Genomic DNA, 23,533 nt, shown 5'->3' on the forward strand with positions numbered 1-23,533 from the left:
ATACTCCGTGCGATCCGCCTGGAGCGCTCATCAGGAGAGCTCATGCTCGCCCCCGTTCAAATCACTTCTGCCACTCGCCAGAACCTCTGGCGGTTGACGTTCATCCGCACGTTAGTGCTCGCCGCTCAGGCCGGTTCCGTCGGGTTGGCCTATTGGCTCGACCTGCTGCCGCTGCCGTGGGTGCAACTGGCCATGACCCTCGGTTGCTCGACGCTGTTGTGCGCATTTACCGCGGTTCGGCTGCGCACGACGTGGCCGGTCACCGAGCTGGAATATGCGCTGCAACTGGCCTGCGACCTGTTTATCCACAGTGCCCTGCTGTATTTCTCCGGTGGCTCGACCAACCCGTTCGTCTCGTATTACCTGGTGCCGCTGACCATCGCCGCGGTGACGTTGCCATGGCGCTATTCGGTGATTCTGTCGGGTATCGCGTTGACGATGTACACCTTGCTGCTCGCGCGGTTCTATCCGCTGCAAACCTTCCCGATTGCCCGGGAGAACCTGCAGGTCTATGGGATGTGGCTGAGTTTCGCACTGGCGGCGGCGGTCATTACGTTTTTCGCCGCGCGCATGGCCGAAGAGCTGCGCCGTCAGGAAGAGCTGCGGGCGATTCGGCGTGAAGAAGGTCTGCGTGACCAGCAATTGCTGGCGGTAGCGACGCAAGCCGCCGGCGCGGCGCATGAATTGGGCACGCCGCTGGCGACCATGAGCGTGTTGCTCAAGGAAATGCGCCAGGACCACCACGACCCGTTGTTGCAGGACGATTTGAGTGTGCTGCAGGATCAGGTCAAGCTGTGCAAAGAGACCTTGCAGCAACTGGTGCGCGCCGCCGAGGCCAATCGCCGTTTGGCGGTGGAAATGCAGGACGTCACCGACTGGCTCGACGAAGCGCTGAACCGCTGGCACCTGATGCGCCCGGAAGCCAGTTACCGCTTCCAGCGCCTGGGCCAAGGCACTGTGCCGCGCATGGCACCGCCACCGGACCTGACCCAGGCGCTGCTGAATTTGCTGAACAACGCTGCTGATGCGTGCCCTGAAGGGCTGCAGGTGACGCTGGACTGGAACGCCGAAGACCTGACTATCAGCATCCGCGATCACGGTGCCGGTGTGCCGCTGGCCATCGCCGAACAGATCGGCAAACCGTTTTTTACCACCAAGGGCAAAGGTTTCGGCCTGGGCCTGTTTTTGAGCAAGGCCAGCGTGACACGCGCCGGCGGCTCAGTGAAACTCTACAGTCATGAGGAAGGCGGCACGCTCACCGAGCTGCGCCTGCCCCGTGTCGCCCGAGGAGACGAACATGAGTGACGATATCCAGGTTGAAGGCGAAGAACTGCCGCATTTGCTGTTGGTCGACGACGATGCAACCTTTACCCGCGTGATGGCCCGCGCCATGGCCCGCCGTGGTTTTCGCGTCAGCACCGCCGGCTCTGCCGAAGAAGGCCTGACCATCGCCCAGGCCGACCTGCCGGATTACGCCGCGCTGGACCTGAAAATGGACGGCGACTCGGGCCTGGTCTTGCTGCCCAAGCTGCTGGAACTGGACCCGGAAATGCGCGTGGTGATCCTCACCGGTTATTCGAGCATCGCCACCGCCGTCGAGGCGATCAAGCGCGGTGCCTGCAATTACCTGTGCAAACCGGCCGACGCCGACGACGTGCTGGCAGCCTTGCTGTCCGAGCACGCCGACCTCGACACCCTGGTGCCGGAAAACCCGATGTCGGTGGACCGTTTGCAGTGGGAGCACATCCAGCGCGTGCTGACCGAGCACGAAGGCAACATCTCGGCCACGGCCCGCGCCCTGGGCATGCACCGCCGTACCCTGCAGCGCAAACTGCAGAAACGTCCGGTGCGCCGCTGAACGGGCGCTGAACGATCATCGCCACCCCTCGCGATAACTCGAGCCGATCAACTATGATCGGTTCGTGTGTGTACTTTTCTTTATCGAGCCTTATCCATGAATCAGAACGCTGAATATTCCGCGGTCAACGATGCCGTGCGCGGGCAGTTTTTCCGCAAGGTCTGGGCGATCATCACGCCCTATTGGCAAAGTGAAGAGAAGGGCAAGGCCTGGACGCTGCTGATCGCGGTGATTGCCCTGTCGTTGATCAGCGTGGGGATCTCGGTGTGGTTCAACACCTGGTACAAGGATTTTTACAACGCCTTGCAGAAGAAGGATGAAGCGGCGTTCTGGCAGCTGATTCTGTATTTCTGCGCGATTGCCGCCGTGGCGATTGTCGGGGCGGTGTACCGGCTCTACCTGACGCAGATGCTGACGATCCGGTGGCGAGCCTGGCTGACGGAGAAACACTTTGCCCGCTGGCTCGGCAACAAAAACTACTACCAGCTGGAGCAGGGCGGTTACACCGATAACCCGGACCAGCGGATTTCCGAAGACCTCAACAACTTTACGGCCAACACCCTGAGCCTGGGCATCGGGCTGATCCGCAACGTCGTCAGCCTGGTGTCGTTCTCGATCATTTTGTGGGGCGTTTCGGGCAGCATTGAAGTGTTCGGTTTTACCATTCCCGGCTACATGTTCTGGTGTGTACTGGTCTACGCCGTGGTCGGTAGCTGGCTGACGCATTTGATCGGTCGTCGCTTGATCGGCCTGAACAACCAACAACAACGCTTCGAAGCCGACCTGCGTTTCTCCATGGTCCGGGTTCGTGAGAATGCCGAAAGTATCGCGTTGTACAACGGCGAGCCGAATGAAAATCGTCGCTTGAGCAGCCGTTTCGGAATGGTCTGGCACAACTTCTGGGACATCATGAAAGTGTCCAAGCGCCTGACATTCTTCACCGCCGGTTACAGTCAGGCCGCGATCATTTTCCCGTTCATGGTCGCTGCGCCGCGTTACTTCGCCGGCAAGATCGAACTCGGTGAACTGATGCAAATCAGCTCGGCGTTCGGCAACGTGCAAGAGAGTTTCAGCTGGTTTATCAGCGCGTATCAGGACCTCGCCTCATGGCGTGCCACCTGTGATCGTCTGCTGAGTTTCCGTCAGGCCATGACCGACAACGAAGAGCGCCAACCGGCCATCGACGTACAGAATCAGGGCGATGAACTGAAGATCCACAACCTCGGCCTCGATCTGGCAGACGGTCGTCACCTGCTGACCAACGCCGACCTGACGGTGGAAGAGGGCGATCGCGTGATGCTCAGCGGCCGTTCCGGCAGCGGCAAGTCGACCTTGTTGCGCGCGATGGGGCATCTGTGGCCAGCCGGCCACGGCAGTATCCGTCTGCCGTCGGCGCGCTACCTGTTCCTGCCGCAAAAGCCATACTTGCCGATTGGCACCTTGCGTGAGGCGCTGAGTTATCCACAGGCGGGTGATATCTATCCGCAGGAACGCTACGTCCATGTGCTGGAAACCTGCCGTTTGCCGCATCTTGTTGCACGTCTGGATGAGGCGAACCACTGGCAGCGCATGCTCTCGCCGGGTGAACAGCAACGTTTGGCGTTTGCCCGAGCGCTGCTGTATGCACCGCAATGGCTGTACATGGACGAAGCCACTTCGGCGATGGATGAAGAGGATGAAGGGTCGCTGTATCAAGCGTTGATCGACGAGTTGCCGGGGTTGAGCATCATCAGCGTCGGGCACCGCAGCAGCCTGAAGCGTTTCCACCCACGGCATGTTCGAATCGAGAACGGCCATTTGGTGGACCAGACCGTGACCGCATAAACACCACTATCCCTGTGGGAGCGAGCTTGCTCGCTCCCACAGGGATAGTGGATGCTGACGGTGATCGTACAACCGCGTTGAGCTATGATGCGGTTTCAGCCGAATTTTCGAGACAGATGTTCACCATGGAAAACCCGATCGACGCACCACGCCTCCCTCGCAAGCGCCGCAGCCTCGCACAGGAATTGGTGACGGTGCTGTCCGAGCAGATCCGCGACGGTCACCTCAAGCGCGGCGACAAATTGCCCACCGAGTCGGCGATCATGGATGCTCATGGCGTCAGCCGCACGGTGGTGCGCGAGGCGATTTCCCGTTTGCAGGCGGCCGGGCAGGTTGAAACCCGCCATGGCATCGGCACCTTCGTGCTCGATACCCCGAGCCCGAGCGGCTTTCGCATCGATCCGGCAACGGTGGTCACTCTGCGTGACGTGTTGGCGATTCTGGAGTTGCGCATCAGCCTCGAAGTGGAGTCCGCCGGCCTCGCCGCGCAACGCCGCAGCGACGAGCAACTAGGTTTGATGAGAGCTGCGCTGGACGCCCTCAACGAAAGCGCTTCGCATGCCAGCGATGCGGTCGCCTCGGACTTCCAGTTCCACCTGCAAATCGCGCTGGCGACCGGTAACCGCTACTTCACCGACATCATGACCCACCTCGGCACCAGCATCATTCCGCGCACGCGGCTGAACTCCGCGCGCCTGGCCCATGACGACCAGCAGCACTACATGAATCGCCTGAGCCGTGAACACGAAGAGATTTACGACGCCATCGCCCGTCAGGATTCCGATGCGGCGCGGGCCGCAATGCGTTTGCACCTGACGAATAGCCGCGAGCGGTTGCGTCATGCGCATGAAGAGGCTGAGGCGCAGCGGGGTTAATTTTCCGGTCGCAATTTTCTGCTGTCTGCTGGAATGCCATCGCGAGCAAGCCCGGCTCCCACAGTGTCTTGTGAAAACCTGTGGGAGCCGAGCTTGCTCGCGACAGGGCCTTCAGCCCTGATGAAAAAGTTAGCTGATACGCAGGATCGAACGATCCACCCTCACCGCCAATCCAGCCACCCCAGGCTTGGCATCAAACACCACATCCCCCCGTTCATTCACCACCGCCCGCGCAATCACCACGCCCTTGGACAACAACTCCAACGGCGCCCCGTTCATAGATTGGCCCGAAGCCAGTTCCAGTTTCACTTTGATCGTCATCATGGATCTCCTTATCAGGCAACGTTGCCGGTGGGTGTGTAGTCCTTGAGCAGCAAATAAGTGCTCCAGCCCCACCAGTCGTCGATGGTGGCGGTGTCGTTCAGGTTGTTGACGTCCTTGCGCCGCAGCACCTTGCTGCCCTCGACCCTGAACAGCGGCGAGAAATTGCCGGCCGGGTTCAGCGCGGCTTGCAAGTCCGGCAGCTTTTTCAAGGCGCTGAAGTTGCTGGGCGATGGAGCGACACCGCTGAGGTACGCCGTGAAGATCTCATCCGCAGACAGCTGAACCGCTTGATTGACCTGCACGCGATTGGCGCTGTCGATCGCGTCGAAATAGCGTTTGTCGCCATACGCGCGCCATTGATCGGCGTTGCCATTACGCACATTGAGGCCGAACTTGCTGTCTTCGTCGTGCATGAAACGGGTGATCAACGAGCCCAGGTCGCTGGGTGTGACCACCGCCGCCAGTTGCTTGCGCGGTACACGCAGGTGGCCCGCGGAAAACAGGTCAGTCAGGTAATGATCGGCAAACGCATTCATCGCGTAGGCGATTTCGAGCTGTTTTTCATCACCACTGTTTTTCGCCAGCACGGCTTGCTGCACGGCCGCAGTGTGGCCGGCGATATAGGCTGCCAGTGCCCCTTCGGCAAAGTGGTCAGTATTGTTGGCGGCGAGTTTCAGATAACGCCCCAACGGGAATAGCGCCGAGACGAAACTGCCGCCGCCGGTGATCTTGTTCCACTCCTCCGACAACGTATCTCCGAGGGCGTCATAGACCTCGTGAGGCTGTTTGCCGTCCTGGATCGCCTGCTTCACGGCGGCGATTTCCTTTTGCATGACCCCGAGGATCAGCTTGGCCTCGGCATTCGCGGCCGGCAGCACCGCCAGCGAGTTGAATGCGTTGGAGAAGCGCTGGACTCGGTCCGGAGCGGTGGCGCCTTCGCTGATCGGTTGCTCGGGAATTCCGTAGAAATCACCGCCCAGCGCAACAACCTGGCCATAGGTCAGCGCCAGCCCGTTGGGCAAATGCAGTTCGACCTGTGAGGCCGGGATCGCGGGGGCATCCTTGATGAAACGCAGCAGGGTGCCATCCCCGATAGCCGTGTGTTCACCCCCCTCGAACCTCAGTTGCGGCTTGCCATTCAAGGCTTTGCCGGAAGGGGAGGCGGACGGTTGAGAGGCGTGGTTGTGAGGTGTGCCCAAGTGCAGCACCAGCAATTCATGGCCGCTGATGGCAATGCCGTGCTCATTGAAAAGATCATCCAGAACGGTAATGACCTGCTTGGGTTTTTCCTGGGATTGAGTGTGTAGACCTGACATTTCTAGCTCCTTGATATGTCGTAGGCAGATTTCGAATTAACTGTATGCATATACAGTTAATTCGATCTTAGCCGAGAAATTTCCTACGTCAAGGAAAGAACCTCTCCTACATAAAAATGCAGACGGCGATGAAATGCAGTTGACGGTTATTATTTAAGTTGTACGATGACCTACAACTCGGCGAAAGCTGAACGGTTTCCTCACACACATACGTTGCTACTCAGGGTGTTCGAATAATGAATCCACAAGAACTGAAGTCCATCCTCTCTTCCGGCCTGTTGTCTTTCCCGGTCACCGATTTCAATGCTCAGGGCGATTTCCATCGCGCGGGCTACATCAAGCGTCTCGAATGGCTGGCCCCATACGGCGCCACGGCGTTGTTCGCCGCGGGCGGCACCGGTGAGTTCTTCTCTCTGGCGGCCAGCGAATATTCGGAAATCATCAAGACTGCCGTCGACACCTGCGAAACCAGCGTTCCGATCCTGGCCGGCGTGGGCGGTTCGACCCGTCAAGCCATCGAGTACGCACAGGAAGCCGAGCGCCTGGGCGCCAAAGGCCTGTTGCTGCTGCCGCACTACCTGACCGAAGCCAGCCAGGACGGCGTTGCCGCCCACGTTGAAGCCGTGTGCAAATCGGTGAAAATCGGCGTGGTGGTTTACAACCGTAACGTCTGCCGCCTGACCGCTCCTTTGCTGGAACGTCTGGCCGAGCGCTGCCCGAACCTGATCGGCTACAAAGATGGCCTGGGCGATATCGAACTGATGGTGTCGATCCGTCGTCGCCTCGGCGATCGCTTCAGCTACCTGGGCGGTTTGCCGACCGCTGAAGTCTACGCCGCTGCTTACAAAGCCCTGGGCGTGCCGGTTTACTCCTCGGCGGTGTTCAACTTCATCCCGAAAACCGCGATGGATTTTTACCACGCCATCGCTCGCGAGGATCACGCCACCGTTGGCAAGATCATCGACGACTTCTTCCTGCCCTACCTGGACATCCGTAACCGCAAAGCCGGCTACGCGGTGAGCATCGTCAAGGCCGGGGCAAAAATTGCCGGTTACGACGCAGGTCCTGTGCGTGCACCGCTGACCGATCTGACGGCCGAAGAGTACGAAATGCTCGCCGCGCTGATCGACAAGCAAGGTGCGCAGTAACACATCCGATTTAACAGGGCCGCTGAGTGATCAGCGGCCTTTTGCGTGAGGAGAATTGTTGTGGCAGATGCAAAGCGTTTTGATAACTACATCAACGGTGCATGGGTGGGGGGCAGTGATTACTGCGCCAACATCAACCCGTCCGAACTGACCGACACCATCGGTCACTACGCCAAAGCCGATCTGGCTCAAGTCCACGCCGCCATCGACGCCGCTCGCGCCGCGTTCCCGGCCTGGTCGACGTCGGGCATTCAGGCACGTCACGACTCGCTGGATAAAGTCGGTACTGAAATCCTCGCCCGTCGCGAAGAACTCGGTACCTTGCTGGCCCGTGAAGAAGGCAAGACCCTGCCTGAAGCCATCGGCGAAGTGACTCGCGCCGGTAACATCTTCAAGTTCTTCGCTGGTGAAACCCTGCGTCTGTCCGGCGACTATTTGCCGTCGGTACGCCCGGGTGTGAACGTTGAAGTGACTCGCGAAGCATTGGGCGTGGTTGGCCTGATCACCCCGTGGAACTTCCCGATCGCCATCCCCGCGTGGAAAATTGCCCCGGCCCTGGCGTACGGTAACTGCGTCGTGCTGAAACCAGCGGATCTGGTACCCGGTTGCGCCTGGGCCCTGGCCGAAATCATCTCCCGCGCAGGCTTCCCGGCTGGCGTGTTCAACCTGGTGATGGGCAGCGGTCGGGTGGTCGGCGATGCGCTGGTGCAGAGCCCGAAAGTCGACGGCATCAGCTTCACCGGTTCCGTCGGTGTCGGTCGTCAGATCGCGGTCAGCTGTGTATCGCGTCAAGCCAAGGTTCAGCTGGAAATGGGCGGCAAGAACCCGCAGATCATTCTCGACGACGCTGACCTCAAGCAAGCGGTCGAGCTGTCGGTGCAGAGCGCGTTCTACTCCACCGGTCAGCGTTGCACTGCTTCCAGCCGTTTCATCGTGACGGCCGGCATCCACGACAAATTCGTCGAAGCCGTGGCCGAACGCATGAAGTCGATCAAGGTCGGCCATGCGCTGAAAACCGGTACTGACATTGGTCCCGTGGTTTCCCAGGCTCAGCTTGAGCAAGACATGAAGTACATCGACATCGGCCAGTCCGAAGGTGCGCGTCTGGTCAGTGGCGGTGGTCTGGTGACCTGCGACACCGAAGGCTACTACCTGGCGCCAACGCTGTTTGCCGACAGCGAAGCCGCGATGCGCATCAGCCGCGAAGAGATCTTCGGTCCGGTGGCCAACGTGGTTCGCGTCGCGGATTACGAAGCGGCACTGGCCATGGCCAACGACACCGAGTTCGGTCTGTCGGCGGGTATCGCGACCACCTCGTTGAAGTACGCCAACCACTTCAAGCGCCATTCCCAGGCCGGGATGGTGATGGTCAACCTGCCGACCGCAGGCGTGGATTACCACGTTCCATTCGGCGGGCGTAAAGGTTCATCCTATGGATCCCGCGAGCAAGGTCGCTATGCGCAAGAGTTCTACACCGTGGTGAAGACCTCTTACATCGGCTCCTGACAGGAAACGCCGCGGTATCGGCATCGATGCCGCAACCCCTGTAAATAGCTCCACCCGCGCATAAAAATAATCAGTGGGAGTACATCTACATGCAAGCGACCAAGCCGACCCATGTCCGCTATTTGATCCTGCTCATGCTTTTCCTGGTGACCACGATCAACTACGCCGACCGGGCTACCATCGCCATTGCGGGCTCGAGCCTGCAAAAAGACCTCGGCATCGACGCGGTCACTCTCGGTTATATCTTCTCTGCATTCGGTTGGGCCTATGTGGCCGGGCAAATTCCCGGTGGCTGGCTGCTGGACCGTTTCGGCTCGAAAAAAGTCTACGCACTGAGCATCTTCACCTGGTCGCTGTTCACCGTGCTCCAGGGCTACGTCGGTGAGTTCGGCATGTCCACGGCGATCGTTGCGCTGTTCATGCTGCGCTTCCTCGTCGGCCTGGCCGAAGCGCCATCCTTCCCTGGTAACGCACGCATCGTTGCGGCCTGGTTCCCGACCGCTGAACGCGGTACTGCGTCTGCGATCTTCAACTCGGCGCAATACTTCGCCACCGTTCTGTTTGCACCGCTGATGGGCTGGATCGTCTACACGTTCGGCTGGCAGCATGTGTTTGTGGTGATGGGCAGCATCGGCATCGTGTTCTCGCTGATCTGGCTGAAAGTTATCCACAGTCCGCGTCAGCACCCGATGATCAACGAGGCCGAGTTCAAGCACATCGCCGAGAACGGCGGCATGGTCGACATGGACCAGGACAAAGGCAAAGGGCAAGCCGCCGGCAAACCGGCTGAAGGCCCGAAATGGGACTACGTGCGTCAGCTGCTGACCAATCGCATGATGCTCGGCGTCTACCTGAGCCAGTATTGCATCAACGCCATCACCTACTTCTTCCTGACCTGGTTCCCGGTGTACCTGGTGCAAGAACGCGGCATGACCATCCTCAAGGCCGGTTTCATTGCCTCGTTGCCGGCGATCTGCGGTTTTATCGGTGGTGTGTTGGGCGGTGTGATTTCCGACTACCTGCTGCGCAAGGGCCACTCCCTGACCTTCGCCCGCAAGGCGCCGATCATCGCGGGCCTGCTGGTGTCCAGCAGCATCGTGGCTTGCAACTACGTCGACATCGAATGGATGGTCGTGGGCTTCATGGCCCTGGCCTTCTTCGGCAAAGGAGTGGGCGCGTTGGGCTGGGCCGTGGTGTCCGATACCTCGCCAAAGCAGATCGCCGGTTTGAGTGGCGGCCTGTTCAACATGTTCGGCAACATCGCGTCGATCACCACGCCAATCGTGATCGGCTACATCATCAGCTCCACCGGCTCGTTCAAATGGGCGCTGGTGTTTGTCGGTTGCAACGCACTGGTGGCGGTGTTCAGCTACCTGGTGATCGTTGGTCCGATCAAACGCGTGGTACTCCAGGAGCCGCCAGTCAGCGGTCCTGAAAAAAACAACAAATTGTCACAAGCGCATTCCTGAGGAGCGGCGTCATGCAGTTGATTGAACATTCCGACTCGCCGCGCTACATCCGTCTGCACGAGCGGGACAACGTAGTGATCGTGGTCAATGACCAGGGCGTGCCGGCCGGCACCGAGTTTCCCGATGGTCTGGTGACCGTGGACTTCGTGCCACAAAGCCACAAAGTCACGCTGGAAGACATTCCCGAAGGCGGGCAGGTGATTCGTTACGGCCAGACTATTGGCTACGCGTTGCAGCCGATTCCGCGCGGCAGCTGGGTCAAGGAAGATCAACTGCGCATGCCCACCGCACCGCCGCTGGATAGCTTGCCGCTGTCCACCGAAGTGCCGGCGGCGCAAGCCCCGCTCGACGGCTATACGTTCGAGGGTTATCGCAACGCCGACGGCACTGTCGGCACGCGCAATATCCTGGGGATTACCACGACCGTTCAGTGCGTCACCGGTGTGCTGGATCATGCGGTCAAGCGCATCAAGGACGAGTTGCTGCCCAAGTACCCGAACGTCGACGACGTGGTCGCGCTGACCCACAGCTACGGCTGTGGTGTGGCGATTACGGCGGCCGATGCGTACATCCCGATTCGTACTGTGCGCAACCTGGCGCGTAACCCGAACCTGGGTGGCGAAGCGTTGGTGATCAGCCTGGGTTGCGAGAAATTGCAGGCCGGGCAGGTGATGCACGAGAACGACAGCTCGGTGGATCTGAGCGAGCCGTGGTTGTACCGCCTGCAGGATTCGAGTCACGGTTTCACCGAGATGATCGAGCAGATCATGGCGCTGGCCGAAACCCGTTTGAAGAAGCTCGATCAGCGCCGCCGGGAAACCGTGCCGGCGTCCGAGCTGATTCTGGGCATGCAGTGCGGCGGCAGTGATGCGTTCTCCGGCATCACCGCTAACCCGGCGCTGGGTTATGCCTCGGACTTGTTGCTGCGTGCCGGTGCGACGGTGATGTTTTCCGAAGTGACTGAAGTGCGCGACGCGATCTACTTACTGACCTCGCGAGCGGAAACTCAAGAAGTCGCTCAGGAACTGGTGCGGGAAATGGACTGGTACGACCGGTATCTGGCCAAGGGCGAAGCGGACCGTAGCGCCAACACCACGCCGGGCAACAAGAAGGGCGGGTTGTCGAACATCGTCGAGAAATCCCTGGGCTCGATCGTCAAGTCCGGCAGCAGCGCGATCAATGGGGTGCTTGGCCCTGGCGAGCGTTTCAAGCGCAAGGGCCTGATTTTCTGCGCAACCCCGGCCAGTGACTTTGTCTGCGGGACGTTGCAGTTGGCGGCGGGGATGAACCTGCATGTGTTCACCACCGGCCGTGGTACGCCGTATGGCCTGGCGATGGCGCCGGTGGTGAAGGTGTCGACCCGTACAGAACTGGCGCAGCGCTGGCCGGATTTGATCGACATCGATGCGGGGCGGATTGCCACCGGGCGGGCGTCGATCGAAGACCTCGGCTGGGAGTTGTTCCACTACTACCTGGACGTGGCCAGTGGCAAGAAGCAGACGTGGGCCGAGCAGCACAAGCTGCATAACGACATCACCCTGTTCAACCCTGCGCCGATCACCTGAGACCGCGTTATCGTTCATCGCGAGCAAGCTCGCTCCCACAGGGATTTTCGTCGTGCGCAGATTGTGTGTTTTTCGCAGGACAAATGTGGGAGCGAGCTTGCTCGCGATAGCGGTCTAACAGACGCCGAAGGGCTGAGTGGCTTATTATTAGCCCCCTAACGACGCTCACCCAAGGTTCCCCCCGGCATGCTGGCAATCTTCCTCGAAACACTGAACATCACCGCGCCGGTGTTTGCCATGCTGTTTCTGGGTGTGCTGCTCAAGCGCATTGGCTGGATCAACGACAATTTCATCCACACCGCGTCGGCCCTGGTGTTCAACGTCACCATGCCGGCGTTGCTGTTTCTGGGCATTCTGCATGCGGACCTGCACGCGGCGCTGCAACCGGCGCTGCTGATCTACTTCTCGATGGCCACGCTGGTGAGTTTCGCCATTGCCTGGGTCTGGGCGATCTGGAAGTGCCCGCGCGAAGACCGGGGGATTTATACCCAAGGCGCGTTTCGCGGCAACAACGGGGTCATCGGCCTGGCGCTGGCGGCGAGCATGTACGGCGCCTACGGGATTTCCCTCGGGGCGATTCTCGCGGCGCTGGTGATCCTGTTCTACAACACGCTGTCGACCATTGTGCTGGCGGTGTACAGCCCGGTGATCAAGTCCGATCCGTGGAGCATCTGCAAAAGCGTGATGGGCAATCCGCTGATCATCAGCGTATTCGCGGCGGCGCCGTTTGCCTATTTCAAGATCGGTTTGCCGGGGTGGCTGGAGACGTCCGGGCAGTACCTGGCGCAGACCACGTTGCCGCTGGCGTTGATTTGCATTGGCGGCACGCTGTCGCTGGCGGCGCTGCGCAAGAGCGGCGATATGGCGCTCAGTTCCAGCCTGGTGAAGATGATCGGCCTGCCGGTGCTGACGACCCTTGGGGCGTGGCTGTGGGGCTTTCGTGGGGCGGAGTTGGGGATTCTGTTTTTGTATTTTGGCAGCCCGACGGCGGCGGCCAGTTTTGTGATGGCCCGTCAGGCTGAGGGGAATCATGAACTGGCGGCGGCGATCATCGTCATCACCACGTTGATGGCGGCGGTGACCACCAACGTCGGGATCTTTTTGTTGCAGTGGGGTGGGTGGATCTAGCCCTGGGATTTTGGGTTGTTTTTCCGGGCCTGCTCGCGATGACGGCTGAACAATCACCACAAATGCCGGATTTTTATTCCGGCTTCTGATAACTCTCAATCACTTCCTGCGCCGCCCGAAATGCATCTATCGCCGCCGGCGCACCGGCATACACCGCGCAATGCAGCAGCGTTTCACGAATCTCTTCCACGGTGCAGCCGTTGTTCAATGCACCGCGCACATGGCCTTTCAATTCCTGCGGGCACTTCAGCGCGGTCAGCGCGGCGAGGGTGATCAGGCTGCGGGTTTTCAGTTCCAGGCCTTCGCGGTTCCACACAGCGCCCCACGCGTGTTCATTGACGAAATCCTGCAACGGCTGGGTGAATTCGGTGGCATTGCCCAGTGCGCGGTCGACGAAAGCGTCGCCCATCACTTGGCGGCGGACTTCAACGCCAGGTTTTTTATTGTCGGTCATGGCACATCCCTCTTGTGGTGTTGGCGACGCCAGGCGAGCAGCGACGTGAACAGCAAAAACGCCACCAGCGCCGGCAGAACGAAAAACAGCATCAGGTGTTCGAGCTTGCCGGCCAGCGGCATGCCGGTGGTGAACGACACCACGTGCAGCCCGTAAGCCAGGTACAAACCCAGGCACAGCAAACCTTCGGCCCGGGTCACCCGGTAGCCGGTGTAGAACAACGGCAGGCACAACACCGCGACGCCGAGCATCACCGGCAAGTCGAAATCCAGGGCGTTGGGTGATACCGACAGCGGTGACGGCGCGATCAACGCTGTCACGCCGAGCACGCCCAACAGGTTGAACAGGTTGCTGCCGATCACGTTACCCACGGCAATGTCGCGCTGACCGCGCAGGGCGGCGATCAGGGAGGTGGCGAGTTCCGGCAGGGAGGTGCTGATGGCGACGATGGTCAGGCCGATGATCCGTTCCGACAATCCAAGGTCGGTTGCCACCACCACGGCGGCGCCCAGCAGCAGATGCCCGGCGTAGACCAGCATCGCCAGCCCCGCCACGATCATCAGCAGGCTGCTGAACCAGGGCGCGGCCTGACTGAGGGGATCGCTCGATGGCGGGCGGGCCGAGTGCCGCGACTGGCGCAACAGCAAGCCCAGGTACAGCGCCAGTGCCGCCAGCAGGATCATGCCATCGGTGCGGGTCAGTTGTTCATTCCAGGCCAGCACGAACACCAGCAGGCTGGCGCCGATCATCAGCGGAATATCCAGGCGCACCAGTTGGCGCGAAACCCGCAGCGGAATGATCAGCGCCGAGAGCCCGAGGGTGACGAGAATGTTGAAAATGCTGCTGCCGATCACGCTGCCGACGGCAATGTCGGCATTGTCCGCCAGGGTGGCTTGCAGGCTGACGGCCATCTGCGGCGCACTGCTGCCGAGGGCGACGATGGTCAGGCCGATGATCAGTGGGCGCACATGCAGTCGCGCTGCCAGGCGCACGGCCGCGCGCACCATCAGCTCCGCGCCGATAATCAGTAGAACCAGGCCACTGAGCAGTTCAATCAGGCTGATCAGGGGTACATCGGCAAGTCCGAAAATGGTCGGTACTCCGTCTGTCAGTCGTCGAGGGCTTGCACGCGAACCTTGGCGGTACCGCTGCTGATCATGCCCAGGCGTTCGGCGGCTGCATGGGACAGATCGATCAGGCGCCCGCGGGTATGCGGCCCACGGTCGTTGATGCGGACCACGCAGGACTTGTCGTTGTTCAGGTTGGTGACCTTCACCCGCGTGCCGAAGGGCAACTGGCGGTGGGCGGCGGTCATGGAATTCTTGTCGAAACGCTCGCCACTGGCGGTGCGTTTACCTTGGTGTTTGGCGCCGTAATAGGACGCCGTACCGGTCTTGTCGTAGCCGTGTGGATCGATGACATCGTTACTGGCGCAACCGGCCAGCAGAGCGAGCAGGGCGCAGGCACCGAGTAGACGCTTCATTTAAAGGTTTCCACAAACAAATGTGGGAGCGGGCTTGCTCGCGATTGCGTCCTGACAGCCAACTCATTGTTGAATGCAAAACCGCAATCGCGAGCAAGCTCGCTCCCACAGGGGGTGGAGCCAGGCTTTGAAACTGGCTCCATGCTCATCAGCCTTCGAGCTTGCTTTTCAGCAGTTCGTTGACCTGTTGCGGGTTGGCCTTGCCTTTGGAGGCTTTCATGGCCTGGCCGACGAAGAAGCCGAACATCTTGCCACGTTTGGCTTCGTCTGCCGCGCGGTACTGTTCAACCTGTTCGGCATTGGCCGCAAGCATTTCGTCCAGCACCGCCGAAATCGCACCTGTGTCGGTCACTTGTTTGAGGCCGCGCTTGTCGATGATTTCGTCCGCGCTGCCTTCGCCGTTGGCCATCGCTTCAAACACGACCTTGGCGATCTTGCCAGAGATGGTGTTGTCCTTGATGCGCAGCAGCATGCCGCCCAGTTGCTCGGCCGAAACCGGTGAGTCTTCGATGTCCAGGCCTTGCTTGTTGAGCAGGCTGCCCAACTCGACCATTACCCAGTTCGCCGCCAGTTTGGCGTCGCCGCCGATGCTCGCGACTTTCTCGAAGTAATCGGCTTGCTCGCGGCTGGTCGCCAACACGCTGGCGTCATAGACCGACAGACCGAATTGCTCCTGGAAACGCTCGCGTTTTTGCGGTGGCAGTTCTGGCAGGGTCGCGCGCACGTCGTCGAGGAACGAATCTTCGATGACCACGGGCAGCAGGTCCGGATCGGGAAAGTAACGGTAGTCGTTGGCTTCCTCTTTGCTGCGCATCGGACGGGTTTCGTCCTTGTTCGGATCGTACAGACGGGTCTGCTGGATCACTTTGCCGCCGTCTTCGATCAGCTCGATCTGACGCTGTACTTCGCTGTTGATCGCTTTTTCGATGAAGCGGAACGAGTTGACGTTCTTGATCTCGCAGCGAGTGCCGAACTCAACCTGACCTTTCGGACGGATCGACACGTTGCAGTCGCAACGCAGCGAGCCTTCGGCCATGTTGCCGTCGCAGATGCCCAGGTAACGCACCAGCGCGTGGATCGTCTTGACGTAAGCCACGGCTTCCTTGGCGCTGCGCATGTCCGGCTCGGAGACGATTTCCAGCAGCGGCGTGCCGGCACGGTTCAGGTCGATGCCGGTGGCACCGTTGAACTCTTCGTGCAGGCTTTTACCGGCGTCTTCTTCCAGGTGCGCACGGGTCACGCCAACACGTTTGATCGTGCCGTCTTCCAAGGCGATGTCCAGGTGGCCCTTGCCGACGATCGGCAATTCCATCTGGCTGATCTGATAGCCCTTCGGCAAATCCGGGTAGAAATAGTTTTTACGGGCGAACACGTTGTGCTGGCCGATCTCGGCGTCAATCGCCAAACCGAACATCACCGCCATGCGCACCGCTTCCTGGTTCAGCACCGGCAATACGCCGGGCATGCCCAGGTCGATCAGGCTGGCCTGGGTATTCGGCTCGGAACCGAAGGTGGTGGAACTACCGGAAAAGATTTTCGACCGGGTGGTGAGCTGGGTATGAATCTCCAGCCCGATCACGACTTCCCATTGCATGTGTGTCTCCTCAGAAGCCGGTTGGGGTGCGGGTGTGCCAGTCAGTGTTCAACTGATACTGGTGGGCAACGTTCAACAGGCGACCTTCCTGGAAATACGGCGCGAGCAGTTGCACGCCCACCGGCAGGCCATCGACGAAACCGGCCGGCATGGACAAGCCCGGCAGGCCAGCGAGGTTGGCGGTGATGGTGTAGACGTCTTCCAGGTAGGCAGCGACCGGGTCGCTGTTCTTGGCGCCGAGCTTCCAGGCCGGGTTCGGCGTGGTTGGGCCGAGGATGATGTCGACCTCATTGAAGGCAGCCATGAAGTCGTTCTTGATCAAGCGACGAATCTTCTGGGCCTTCAGGTAGTAGGCGTCGTAGTAACCGGCCGACAGCGCGTAGGCACCGACCATGATCCGGCGCTGCACTTCCGGGCCGAAACCTTCGCCACGGGAACGCTTGTACAGATCGATCAGGTCTTTCGGGTTCTCGCAACGATGGCCAAAGCGCACGCCATCGAAACGCGACAGGTTGGACGAGGCTTCTGCCGGCGCGATCACGTAGTACGCAGGAATCGCGTGCTGCATGTTCGGCAGGCTGATTTCCTTGATCACGGCGCCGAGCTTTTCCAGCTCCTTGACGCTGGTGTGGATCAGCTCGGCAATGCGCGGGTCGAGACCGGCGCTGAAGTATTCCTTCGGCACACCGATGCGCAGGCCTTGCAGCGAATCGTTGAGGCTGGCGCGGTAATCCGGCACAGGCTCGTCGATGCTGGTGGAGTCCTTTGGATCGAAGCCGGCCATGCCTTGCAACAAAATCGCGCAGTCTTCGGCAGTGCGTGCCATCGGGCCGCCCTGATCGAGGCTGGAGGCGTAGGCAATCATGCCCCAGCGCGAAACACGACCGTACGTCGGTTTCAGGCCGGTGAGGTTGGTCAGGGCCGCTGGCTGACGGATCGAGCCGCCGGTGTCGGTGCCGGTGGCTGCAGGCAGCAGGCGCGCGGCAACCGCGGCGGCCGAACCGCCGGACGAACCGCCAGGCACGTATTCCAGGTTCCATGGGTTTTTCACCGGGCCGTAGTAGCTCGACTCGTTGGCCGACCCCATGGCGAATTCGTCCATGTTGGTCTTGCCCAGGGTCACGGTCCCGGCAGCCGCCAGCTTGGCGACGACGGTGGCGTCGTACGGGGCTTTGAAGTTGTCGAGCATCTTCGAGCCGCAGCTGGTACGGATGCCCTGGGTGCAGAACAGGTCTTTGTGGGCAATCGGCGCGCCGAGCAGGGCGCCGCTCTCACCATTGGCCCGGCGTGCGTCAGCGGCTTTCGCCTGCTGGAGCGCCAGGTCCTCGGTGAGGCTGATGAAACTGTTGAGCTGAGGATCAAGCAGGGCGATACGCGCCAGCAGGGTCTTGGTCAGCTCTTCGGAAGAAAACTTTTTTTCGGCGAGTCCGCGGGCGATCTCGGCCAGAGTCATGTGATGCATTGCAGGCTCTTTCCCTTTAGTCGATGACTTTCGGAACCAGGTACAGGCCGTTTTCGACCGCTGGTGCGATGGACTGATAAGCCTCGCGATGATTGGTCTCGGTCACGACGTCTGCACGCAGGCGCTGGCTGGCTTCCAATGGGTGGGCCAGCGGCTCGATACCGTCGGTATTGACCGCCTGCATTTCGTCGACCAGGCCCAGAATGCTGTTCAGGGCCGAAGTGATGTGTGGAAGATCGGCATCATTAAGGCCAAGGCAGGCCAAATGAGCGATTTTTTCCACGTCGGAGCGTTCAAGCGCCATTGCGATTCTCCAGTGGAATACAGAACGGACGGCGTCCGTGTGTTAGATTGTCGGAACACTACCGCATTTCTACGGTCATAAGGCCGCGATTGTGGGGGTTGGTGCACAGAAAAGCGGCCAATTTAACATATTGGCGCCTTGCCCAAAATCCCTGTCGTTGTTAGAGTTTGCCGCACTTTTTTACCCACGCGTTGCCTAGGGTCCCTTTCCCATGTTCAAGAAACTGCGTGGCATGTTTTCCAGCGATCTTTCCATTGACCTGGGCACTGCCAACACCCTTATTTACGTGCGCGAGCGCGGTATCGTCCTGAATGAGCCATCGGTTGTGGCTATTCGGACACACGGTAACCAGAAAAGTGTCGTTGCTGTCGGCACCGAGGCGAAGCGTATGCTCGGCCGTACGCCGGGCAACATTGCTGCCATTCGTCCGATGAAGGACGGCGTGATTGCCGACTTCAGCGTCTGCGAAAAGATGCTGCAATACTTTATCAACAAGGTTCACGAAAACAGCTTCCTGCAGCCTAGCCCGCGTGTGCTGATCTGCGTTCCGTGCAAATCCACCCAGGTTGAGCGTCGTGCCATCCGTGAATCGGCCCTTGGTGCCGGTGCTCGTGAAGTGTTCCTGATCGAAGAGCCGATGGCTGCTGCGATCGGTGCCGGCCTGCCGGTTGAAGAAGCACGCGGTTCGATGGTGGTCGATATTGGTGGTGGTACTACTGAAATCGCCCTGATCTCCCTGAACGGTGTGGTTTACGCTGAATCCGTACGGGTTGGCGGCGACCGCTTCGACGAAGCGATCATCACCTACGTGCGTCGCAACTACGGCAGCCTGATCGGCGAATCCACTGCCGAGCGCATCAAGCAGGAAATCGGTACGGCTTACCCGGGCGGCGAAGTGCGTGAAGTCGACGTTCGTGGCCGTAACCTGGCCGAAGGCGTTCCACGTGCTTTCACCCTGAACTCCAATGAAGTGCTGGAAGCTCTGCAAGAGTCCCTGGCCACCATCGTTCAGGCTGTGAAAAGTGCACTGGAGCAATCGCCTCCGGAGCTGGCGTCCGATATCGCCGAGCGCGGTCTGGTACTGACCGGTGGTGGCGCCTTGCTGCGCGACCTCGACAAGTTGCTGGCCCAGGAAACAGGTCTGCCGGTGATCGTTGCCGAAGACCCGCTGACCTGCGTTGCTCGTGGCGGTGGCCGTGCATTGGAAATGATGGATAAACACACCATGGACCTGCTTTCCAGCGAATAAGTCGCCGGATAGCCTCTATGCTGTTGAGCGCGCAGGCGGCACTTTGCAGTGCTGCCTGTTGGCGCTTATCTTCTGTCAGTCTGCATCCAGGCCGGTTTGATGCCGTATGAGTAAAGAGAACATTTGCCTGGGAGGAGCGGCTTATTAAACCGCTTTTTTCCAAAGGTCCCTCACTGGGCGTGCGCTTATTGGTGCTGGTCGTGCTTTCGATCGCGCTGATGGTGGTCGATGCCCGCTTCACACTGCTCAAGCCAGTGCGTAGCCAAATGTCGCTGGTGCTGATGCAGTCTTACTGGATCACCGACCTGCCGCAGCGGCTATGGCAGGGTGTGGCCAGCCAATTTGGCAGCCGTACCGAGCTCGTCGCCGAAAACGAAAAACTCAAGACCGAAAACCTGCTGTTGCAGGGGCGCATGCAGAAGCTTGCCGCCCTCACCGAGCAGAACGTTCGGCTGCGCGAGTTGCTCAACTCTTCCGCGCTGGTCAACGAGAAGGTCGAAGTGGCCGAGTTGATCGGCATGGACCCGAACCCGTTCACCCATCGCATCATCATCAACAAGGGTGAGCGCGACGGTGTGATCCTTGGCCAGCCGGTGCTCGATGCCCGCGGCCTGATGGGGCAGGTGGTCGAGTTGATGCCCTACACCTCCCGTGTCTTGCTGCTGACCGATACGACTCACAGCATTCCGGTGCAGGTGAACCGCAACGGTCTGCGGGCGATTGCCAGCGGCACCGGCAACCCGGAGCGCCTGGAGTTGCGTCACGTAGCGGATACCGCCGACATCAAGGAAGGTGATCTGCTGGTCAGCTCCGGCCTGGGTCAGCGGTTCCCGGCGGGTTACCCCGTGGCGACGGTCAAAGAAGTGATTCACGATTCCGGCCAGCCATTTGCCATCGTGCGTGCCGTGCCAACCGCCGCGCTGAACCGCAGCCGTTATTTGCTGCTGGTGTTCAGCGATGGCCGCACGGCCGAAGAGCGCGCCAACGAAGCGGCCCAGGCACAAGAGGCGCTGGATCAGCACGGCGGCGGTCCGATCATTCCGGCCACCGTTCCTAAACCGGTTCCGGCGGCAACCGTGGCGCCTGCTGCACCTGCCGTCACGCCGGCGGCCGCTGCGCCGGCTCCAGCAACGCCTGCTCCTGCAACCCCCGCCAAACCGGCCAAACCCGCTGCTTCCAAGCCGCCTGCCGCCAGTAAACCGCCGGCCGTGAAGCCTGCTGTCAAACCGCCTGTCTCCGAACCGGCTGCCACTGGGAGACAAGAATAATGGTCGGCGTCAAAGCCTCCCGAAACAGCTGGATTGTCTGGTTGACGTTCGCGATCGGCCTGTTGCTCAGCGTTTCACCGCTGCCGCAGTTCATGGAAATCCTCCGCCCGTTGTGGCTGGCGTTGCTGCTCGCGTTCTGGGCGCTGACCCTGCCGCAAAAAGTCGGCATGGTCACCGCGTGGTGCCTGGGCTTGGCTGAAGACGTGCTGTACGGCACGTTGCTTGGCCAGAACGCATTGATCCTGACGTTGATTACCTTCCTGGTGTTGTCGCTGCAACAGCGCTTGCGCATGTTCCCGATGTGGCAACAGAGCCTGGTGATCCTGGTTATCTTCGGCCTGGCGCAGCTTGTTCAGTTGTGGCTGAGTGCCTTGACCGGTAACCGTCAACCCACCCTGGCGCTGGTGCTGCCGGCACTGGTCAGCGCGTTGTTGTGGCCCTGGGTCAGCTACGGTTTGCGTGGTCTGCGTCGGCGCTACAAAATCAATTAATTCGGTCAGGCATTGGCCCGCACCTCGACAGGGAGATGTCTTGATGAAACAGCTATACCTCGCCTCAGGCTCGCCGCGTCGGCGTGAACTGCTCACGCAGATCGGCGTGCCGTTCTCCGCCATCAGCGCGGACATCGATGAAACCCCTTTTCCTCAAGAATCCCCGTCGGCCTATGTCGAGCGCCTCGCGCGCGGCAAAGCCGAGGCCGGGCGCGGGACCGTCGTGTCCGACGCTGATTTTTGCGTGTTGGGCGCCGACACCGCCGTGGTGCTGGAAGGCAAAATTCTTGGCAAACCGGTGGACGAAGCCGATGCGTGCGCCATGCTTATGCTGTTGGCCGGTCGTGAACATGAAGTGCTGACGGCCATTGCCGTACTCGATGCCGAACGCTGTGAGTCTCGGGTGGTGCGCAGCCTGGTGCGGTTTCGCAACATCAGTGGCGACGAAGCGGCAGCCTATTGGGCCAGCTGCGAGCCACGCGACAAGGCGGGTGGTTACGGCATTCAGGGCCTGGGTGCGGTATTTGTTGCCGGGCTCAATGGCAGTTATTCGGCGGTCGTCGGGTTGCCGCTGTGCGAAACCGCAGAACTGCTCGGCCATTTCGGCATACCCTGTTGGCAAACACTTAACGCGCGCTGAGCGTCGTACTGACAAGATGTAGCCATTATCGTGAACATGCCTGAACGAGACCCTGCCATGAGTGAAGAGATTCTGATCAACATCACGCCGATGGAATCACGCGTGGCGGTGGTCGAAAACGGTGTTCTGCAAGAGGTCCACGTCGAGCGTACGCAAAAGCGCGGGATCGTCGGCAACATCTATAAAGGCAAGGTCGTACGGGTTTTACCAGGCATGCAGGCGGCGTTCGTCGACATCGGCCTGGACCGCGCAGCATTCATTCACGCCTCGGAAATCTCCCTGCGTGAAGGCCCTGCGGTCGAGAGCATCAGCGCCCTGGTCCATGAAGGCCAGAGCCTGGTGGTCCAGGTCACCAAGGACCCGATCGGTTCCAAAGGCGCACGCCTGACGACGCAGCTGTCGATTCCGTCGCGCTATCTGGTGTACATGCCGCGTACCGCTCACGTCGGCATTTCGCTGAAGATCGAAGACGAGGCCGAACGCGAGCGCCTCAAGCAAGTGGTCACCGATTGCGTGGCCAAAGAAGGCATCAAGGAAGCCGGCGGTTTTATATTGCGCACTGCTGCCGAAGGGGCGGGCGCCGATGAGATCCTCATGGACATCCGCTACCTGCGCCGTCTCTGGGATCAGATCAACGAACAAATCAAAACCATTGCCGCGCCGAGTGTGATCTATGAAGACCTCGGTCTCGCGTTGCGCACCCTGCGTGACCTGGTGAGCCCGAAGATCGAGAAGATCCGCATCGATTCCCGGGAAACCTTCCAGAAAACCACACAGTTCGTCGCCGAACTGATGCCGGAAATCGCCGATCGCCTGGAGCATTACCCGGGTGAGCGGCCTATTTTCGATTTGTATGGCGTCGAAGACGAAATCCAGAAAGCCCTGGAGCGCAAAGTCCCGCTCAAGTCCGGCGGTTACCTGGTGGTCGATCCGGCGGAAGCCATGAGCACCATCGACGTCAACACCGGGGCGTTCGTCGGCCATCGCAACCTTGAAGAAACCATTTTCAAGACCAACCTCGAAGCCGCCACCGCCATTGCCCGTCAGCTGCGCCTGCGCAATCTGGGCGGGATCATCATCATCGACTTCATCGACATGGAAGACGAAGAACACCAGCGCCAGGTGTTGCGCACGCTCGAGAAGCAACTGGAACGCGACCACGCCAAGACCAACATCATCGGCATCACCGAGTTGGGCCTGGTGCAGATGACCCGCAAGCGCACCCGCGAAAGTCTTGAGCAAGTGCTGTGCGAACCGTGCAGCAGCTGTCAGGGCCGCGGCAAGTTGAAGACGCCGGAAACGGTCTGCTATGAAATTTTCCGCGAAATCCTCCGCGAGGCGCGCGCCTATCAAGCGGAAGGCTATCGTGTATTGGCGAACCAGAAAGTCGTCGACCGTTTGCTCGACGAAGAGTCAGGCAACGTGGCCGAGCTGGAAGGGTTTATCGGACGCACGATCCGATTCCAGGTGGAAACCATGTATTCCCAGGAACAATACGACGTGGTGCTGCTCTGAATCGCGGTGTTTCAACCTTAATAGAACGGCTGGCCTCAGCTTTTTGCAGCATTTTTGCCA

The 23,533-nt window shown here is 60.2% G+C and carries 22 protein-coding genes; 14 read left to right on the forward strand and 8 right to left on the reverse strand.

The genetic code is table 11. The features are described from left to right. The first annotated feature begins 42 nt into the window (after window positions 1-42). The 4 genes from SB725_RS23550 to SB725_RS23565 all read left to right on the forward strand — a co-directional run bounded on the left by SB725_RS23550 (window position 43) and on the right by SB725_RS23565 (window position 4,557). Window positions 43-1,305, forward strand: a complete 1,263-nt coding sequence (locus SB725_RS23550; protein ID WP_027924502.1) for an ATP-binding protein — start codon at window positions 43-45, stop codon at window positions 1,303-1,305. Beyond that, the gene (locus tag SB725_RS23555; protein WP_027924503.1) at window positions 1,298-1,858 is read left to right on the forward strand and encodes a response regulator transcription factor; all 561 of its coding nucleotides are present in this window, start codon (window positions 1,298-1,300) and stop codon (window positions 1,856-1,858) included. Before SB725_RS23550 ends, SB725_RS23555 begins: the two co-directional genes overlap by 8 nt. Window positions 1,859-1,954: 96 nt before the next feature. Then, complete coding sequence (locus tag SB725_RS23560; RefSeq protein WP_027924504.1) at window positions 1,955-3,682, forward strand: ABC transporter ATP-binding protein/permease; 1,728 nt, start codon at window positions 1,955-1,957, stop codon at window positions 3,680-3,682. 125 nt (window positions 3,683-3,807) lie between these two features. After that, window positions 3,808-4,557, forward strand: coding sequence for a FadR/GntR family transcriptional regulator (locus tag SB725_RS23565; RefSeq protein ID WP_027924505.1), 750 nt, complete (start codon window positions 3,808-3,810; stop codon window positions 4,555-4,557). A gap of 129 nt (window positions 4,558-4,686) precedes the next feature. On the opposite strand, the gene SB725_RS23570 is transcribed toward SB725_RS23565, so the two are convergent. Both SB725_RS23570 and SB725_RS23575 read right to left on the reverse strand, forming a co-directional pair. Then, window positions 4,687-4,878, reverse strand: a complete 192-nt coding sequence (locus SB725_RS23570) for a hypothetical protein (RefSeq protein WP_027924506.1) — start codon at window positions 4,876-4,878, stop codon at window positions 4,687-4,689. A gap of 14 nt (window positions 4,879-4,892) precedes the next feature. Next, a complete protein-coding gene (locus SB725_RS23575) occupies window positions 4,893-6,197 on the reverse strand; it encodes a phospholipase (RefSeq protein ID WP_410922646.1) in 1,305 nt (434 codons plus the stop codon). Window positions 6,198-6,433: 236 nt separating this feature from the next. Between SB725_RS23575 and kdgD the strand changes: the two genes are divergently transcribed. The 5 genes from kdgD (at window position 6,434) to SB725_RS23600 (ending at window position 13,013) form a co-directional block, all read left to right on the forward strand. Then, on the forward strand, window positions 6,434-7,345 hold the full coding sequence (gene kdgD, locus SB725_RS23580; protein ID WP_027924508.1) for a 5-dehydro-4-deoxyglucarate dehydratase: 912 nt from the start codon (window positions 6,434-6,436) through the stop codon (window positions 7,343-7,345). A 60-nt stretch (window positions 7,346-7,405) separates the two neighbouring features. Beyond that, the gene (locus SB725_RS23585) at window positions 7,406-8,851 is read left to right on the forward strand and encodes an aldehyde dehydrogenase family protein (RefSeq protein ID WP_410922647.1); all 1,446 of its coding nucleotides are present in this window, start codon (window positions 7,406-7,408) and stop codon (window positions 8,849-8,851) included. An 89-nt stretch (window positions 8,852-8,940) separates the two neighbouring features. Next, window positions 8,941-10,320 (forward strand): MFS transporter, encoded by a 1,380-nt coding sequence (locus tag SB725_RS23590; RefSeq protein WP_410922648.1) that lies wholly within the window; start codon window positions 8,941-8,943, stop codon window positions 10,318-10,320. A gap of 11 nt (window positions 10,321-10,331) precedes the next feature. Beyond that, window positions 10,332-11,885: a galactarate dehydratase gene (garD, locus tag SB725_RS23595; RefSeq protein WP_027924511.1), complete on the forward strand. Its 1,554-nt coding sequence runs from the start codon at window positions 10,332-10,334 to the stop codon at window positions 11,883-11,885. Between the two features lie 186 nt (window positions 11,886-12,071). After that, entirely contained in the window at window positions 12,072-13,013 is a 942-nt protein-coding gene (locus SB725_RS23600) for an AEC family transporter (protein WP_027924512.1), read from the forward strand. 73 nt (window positions 13,014-13,086) lie between these two features. Here the strand turns inward: SB725_RS23600 and SB725_RS23605 are convergent, their stop codons facing one another. The 6 genes from SB725_RS23605 to gatC form a co-directional block, all read right to left on the reverse strand. Continuing rightward, window positions 13,087-13,467 (reverse strand): carboxymuconolactone decarboxylase family protein, encoded by a 381-nt coding sequence (locus tag SB725_RS23605; RefSeq protein WP_027924513.1) that lies wholly within the window; start codon window positions 13,465-13,467, stop codon window positions 13,087-13,089. Beyond that, complete coding sequence (locus SB725_RS23610) at window positions 13,464-14,525, reverse strand: calcium/sodium antiporter (RefSeq protein WP_027924514.1); 1,062 nt, start codon at window positions 14,523-14,525, stop codon at window positions 13,464-13,466. Before SB725_RS23610 ends, SB725_RS23605 begins: the two co-directional genes overlap by 4 nt. Window positions 14,526-14,575: 50 nt before the next feature. After that, the gene (locus SB725_RS23615) at window positions 14,576-14,950 is read right to left on the reverse strand and encodes a septal ring lytic transglycosylase RlpA family protein (RefSeq protein WP_027924515.1); all 375 of its coding nucleotides are present in this window, start codon (window positions 14,948-14,950) and stop codon (window positions 14,576-14,578) included. Between the two features lie 148 nt (window positions 14,951-15,098). Beyond that, window positions 15,099-16,544 carry an Asp-tRNA(Asn)/Glu-tRNA(Gln) amidotransferase subunit GatB gene (gene gatB / locus SB725_RS23620; protein WP_059181616.1) on the reverse strand — a complete coding sequence of 482 codons (1,446 nt, stop codon included), beginning with the start codon at window positions 16,542-16,544 and terminating at the stop codon, window positions 15,099-15,101. A 10-nt stretch (window positions 16,545-16,554) separates the two neighbouring features. After that, window positions 16,555-18,006, reverse strand: a complete 1,452-nt coding sequence (gatA, locus tag SB725_RS23625; RefSeq protein WP_027924517.1) for an Asp-tRNA(Asn)/Glu-tRNA(Gln) amidotransferase subunit GatA — start codon at window positions 18,004-18,006, stop codon at window positions 16,555-16,557. A 16-nt stretch (window positions 18,007-18,022) separates the two neighbouring features. Further along, window positions 18,023-18,310 (reverse strand): Asp-tRNA(Asn)/Glu-tRNA(Gln) amidotransferase subunit GatC, encoded by a 288-nt coding sequence (gene gatC / locus SB725_RS23630; protein WP_007901429.1) that lies wholly within the window; start codon window positions 18,308-18,310, stop codon window positions 18,023-18,025. Between the two features lie 211 nt (window positions 18,311-18,521). Between gatC and mreB the strand changes: the two genes are divergently transcribed. The 5 genes from mreB to rng all read left to right on the forward strand — a co-directional run bounded on the left by mreB (window position 18,522) and on the right by rng (window position 23,473). Further along, window positions 18,522-19,559 carry a rod shape-determining protein MreB gene (gene mreB / locus SB725_RS23635; RefSeq protein ID WP_002555108.1) on the forward strand — a complete coding sequence of 346 codons (1,038 nt, stop codon included), beginning with the start codon at window positions 18,522-18,524 and terminating at the stop codon, window positions 19,557-19,559. A 143-nt stretch (window positions 19,560-19,702) separates the two neighbouring features. Then, window positions 19,703-20,827 carry a rod shape-determining protein MreC gene (mreC, locus tag SB725_RS23640; protein ID WP_081743970.1) on the forward strand — a complete coding sequence of 375 codons (1,125 nt, stop codon included), beginning with the start codon at window positions 19,703-19,705 and terminating at the stop codon, window positions 20,825-20,827. Beyond that, a complete protein-coding gene (gene mreD / locus SB725_RS23645; protein WP_027924519.1) occupies window positions 20,827-21,318 on the forward strand; it encodes a rod shape-determining protein MreD in 492 nt (163 codons plus the stop codon). The genes mreC and mreD overlap by 1 nt, the downstream gene beginning before the upstream one ends. Before the next feature lie 43 nt (window positions 21,319-21,361). Further along, complete coding sequence (locus SB725_RS23650) at window positions 21,362-21,958, forward strand: Maf family protein (RefSeq protein WP_027924520.1); 597 nt, start codon at window positions 21,362-21,364, stop codon at window positions 21,956-21,958. Between the two features lie 57 nt (window positions 21,959-22,015). Next, window positions 22,016-23,473, forward strand: a complete 1,458-nt coding sequence (rng, locus tag SB725_RS23655) for a ribonuclease G (RefSeq protein ID WP_027924521.1) — start codon at window positions 22,016-22,018, stop codon at window positions 23,471-23,473. The last annotated feature ends 60 nt before the right edge of the window (window positions 23,474-23,533 follow it).

It is taken from the genome of Pseudomonas sp. SIMBA_041 (assembly GCF_046535095.1).
In the GTDB taxonomy this organism is placed as follows: domain Bacteria; phylum Pseudomonadota; class Gammaproteobacteria; order Pseudomonadales; family Pseudomonadaceae; genus Aquipseudomonas; species Aquipseudomonas mucoides.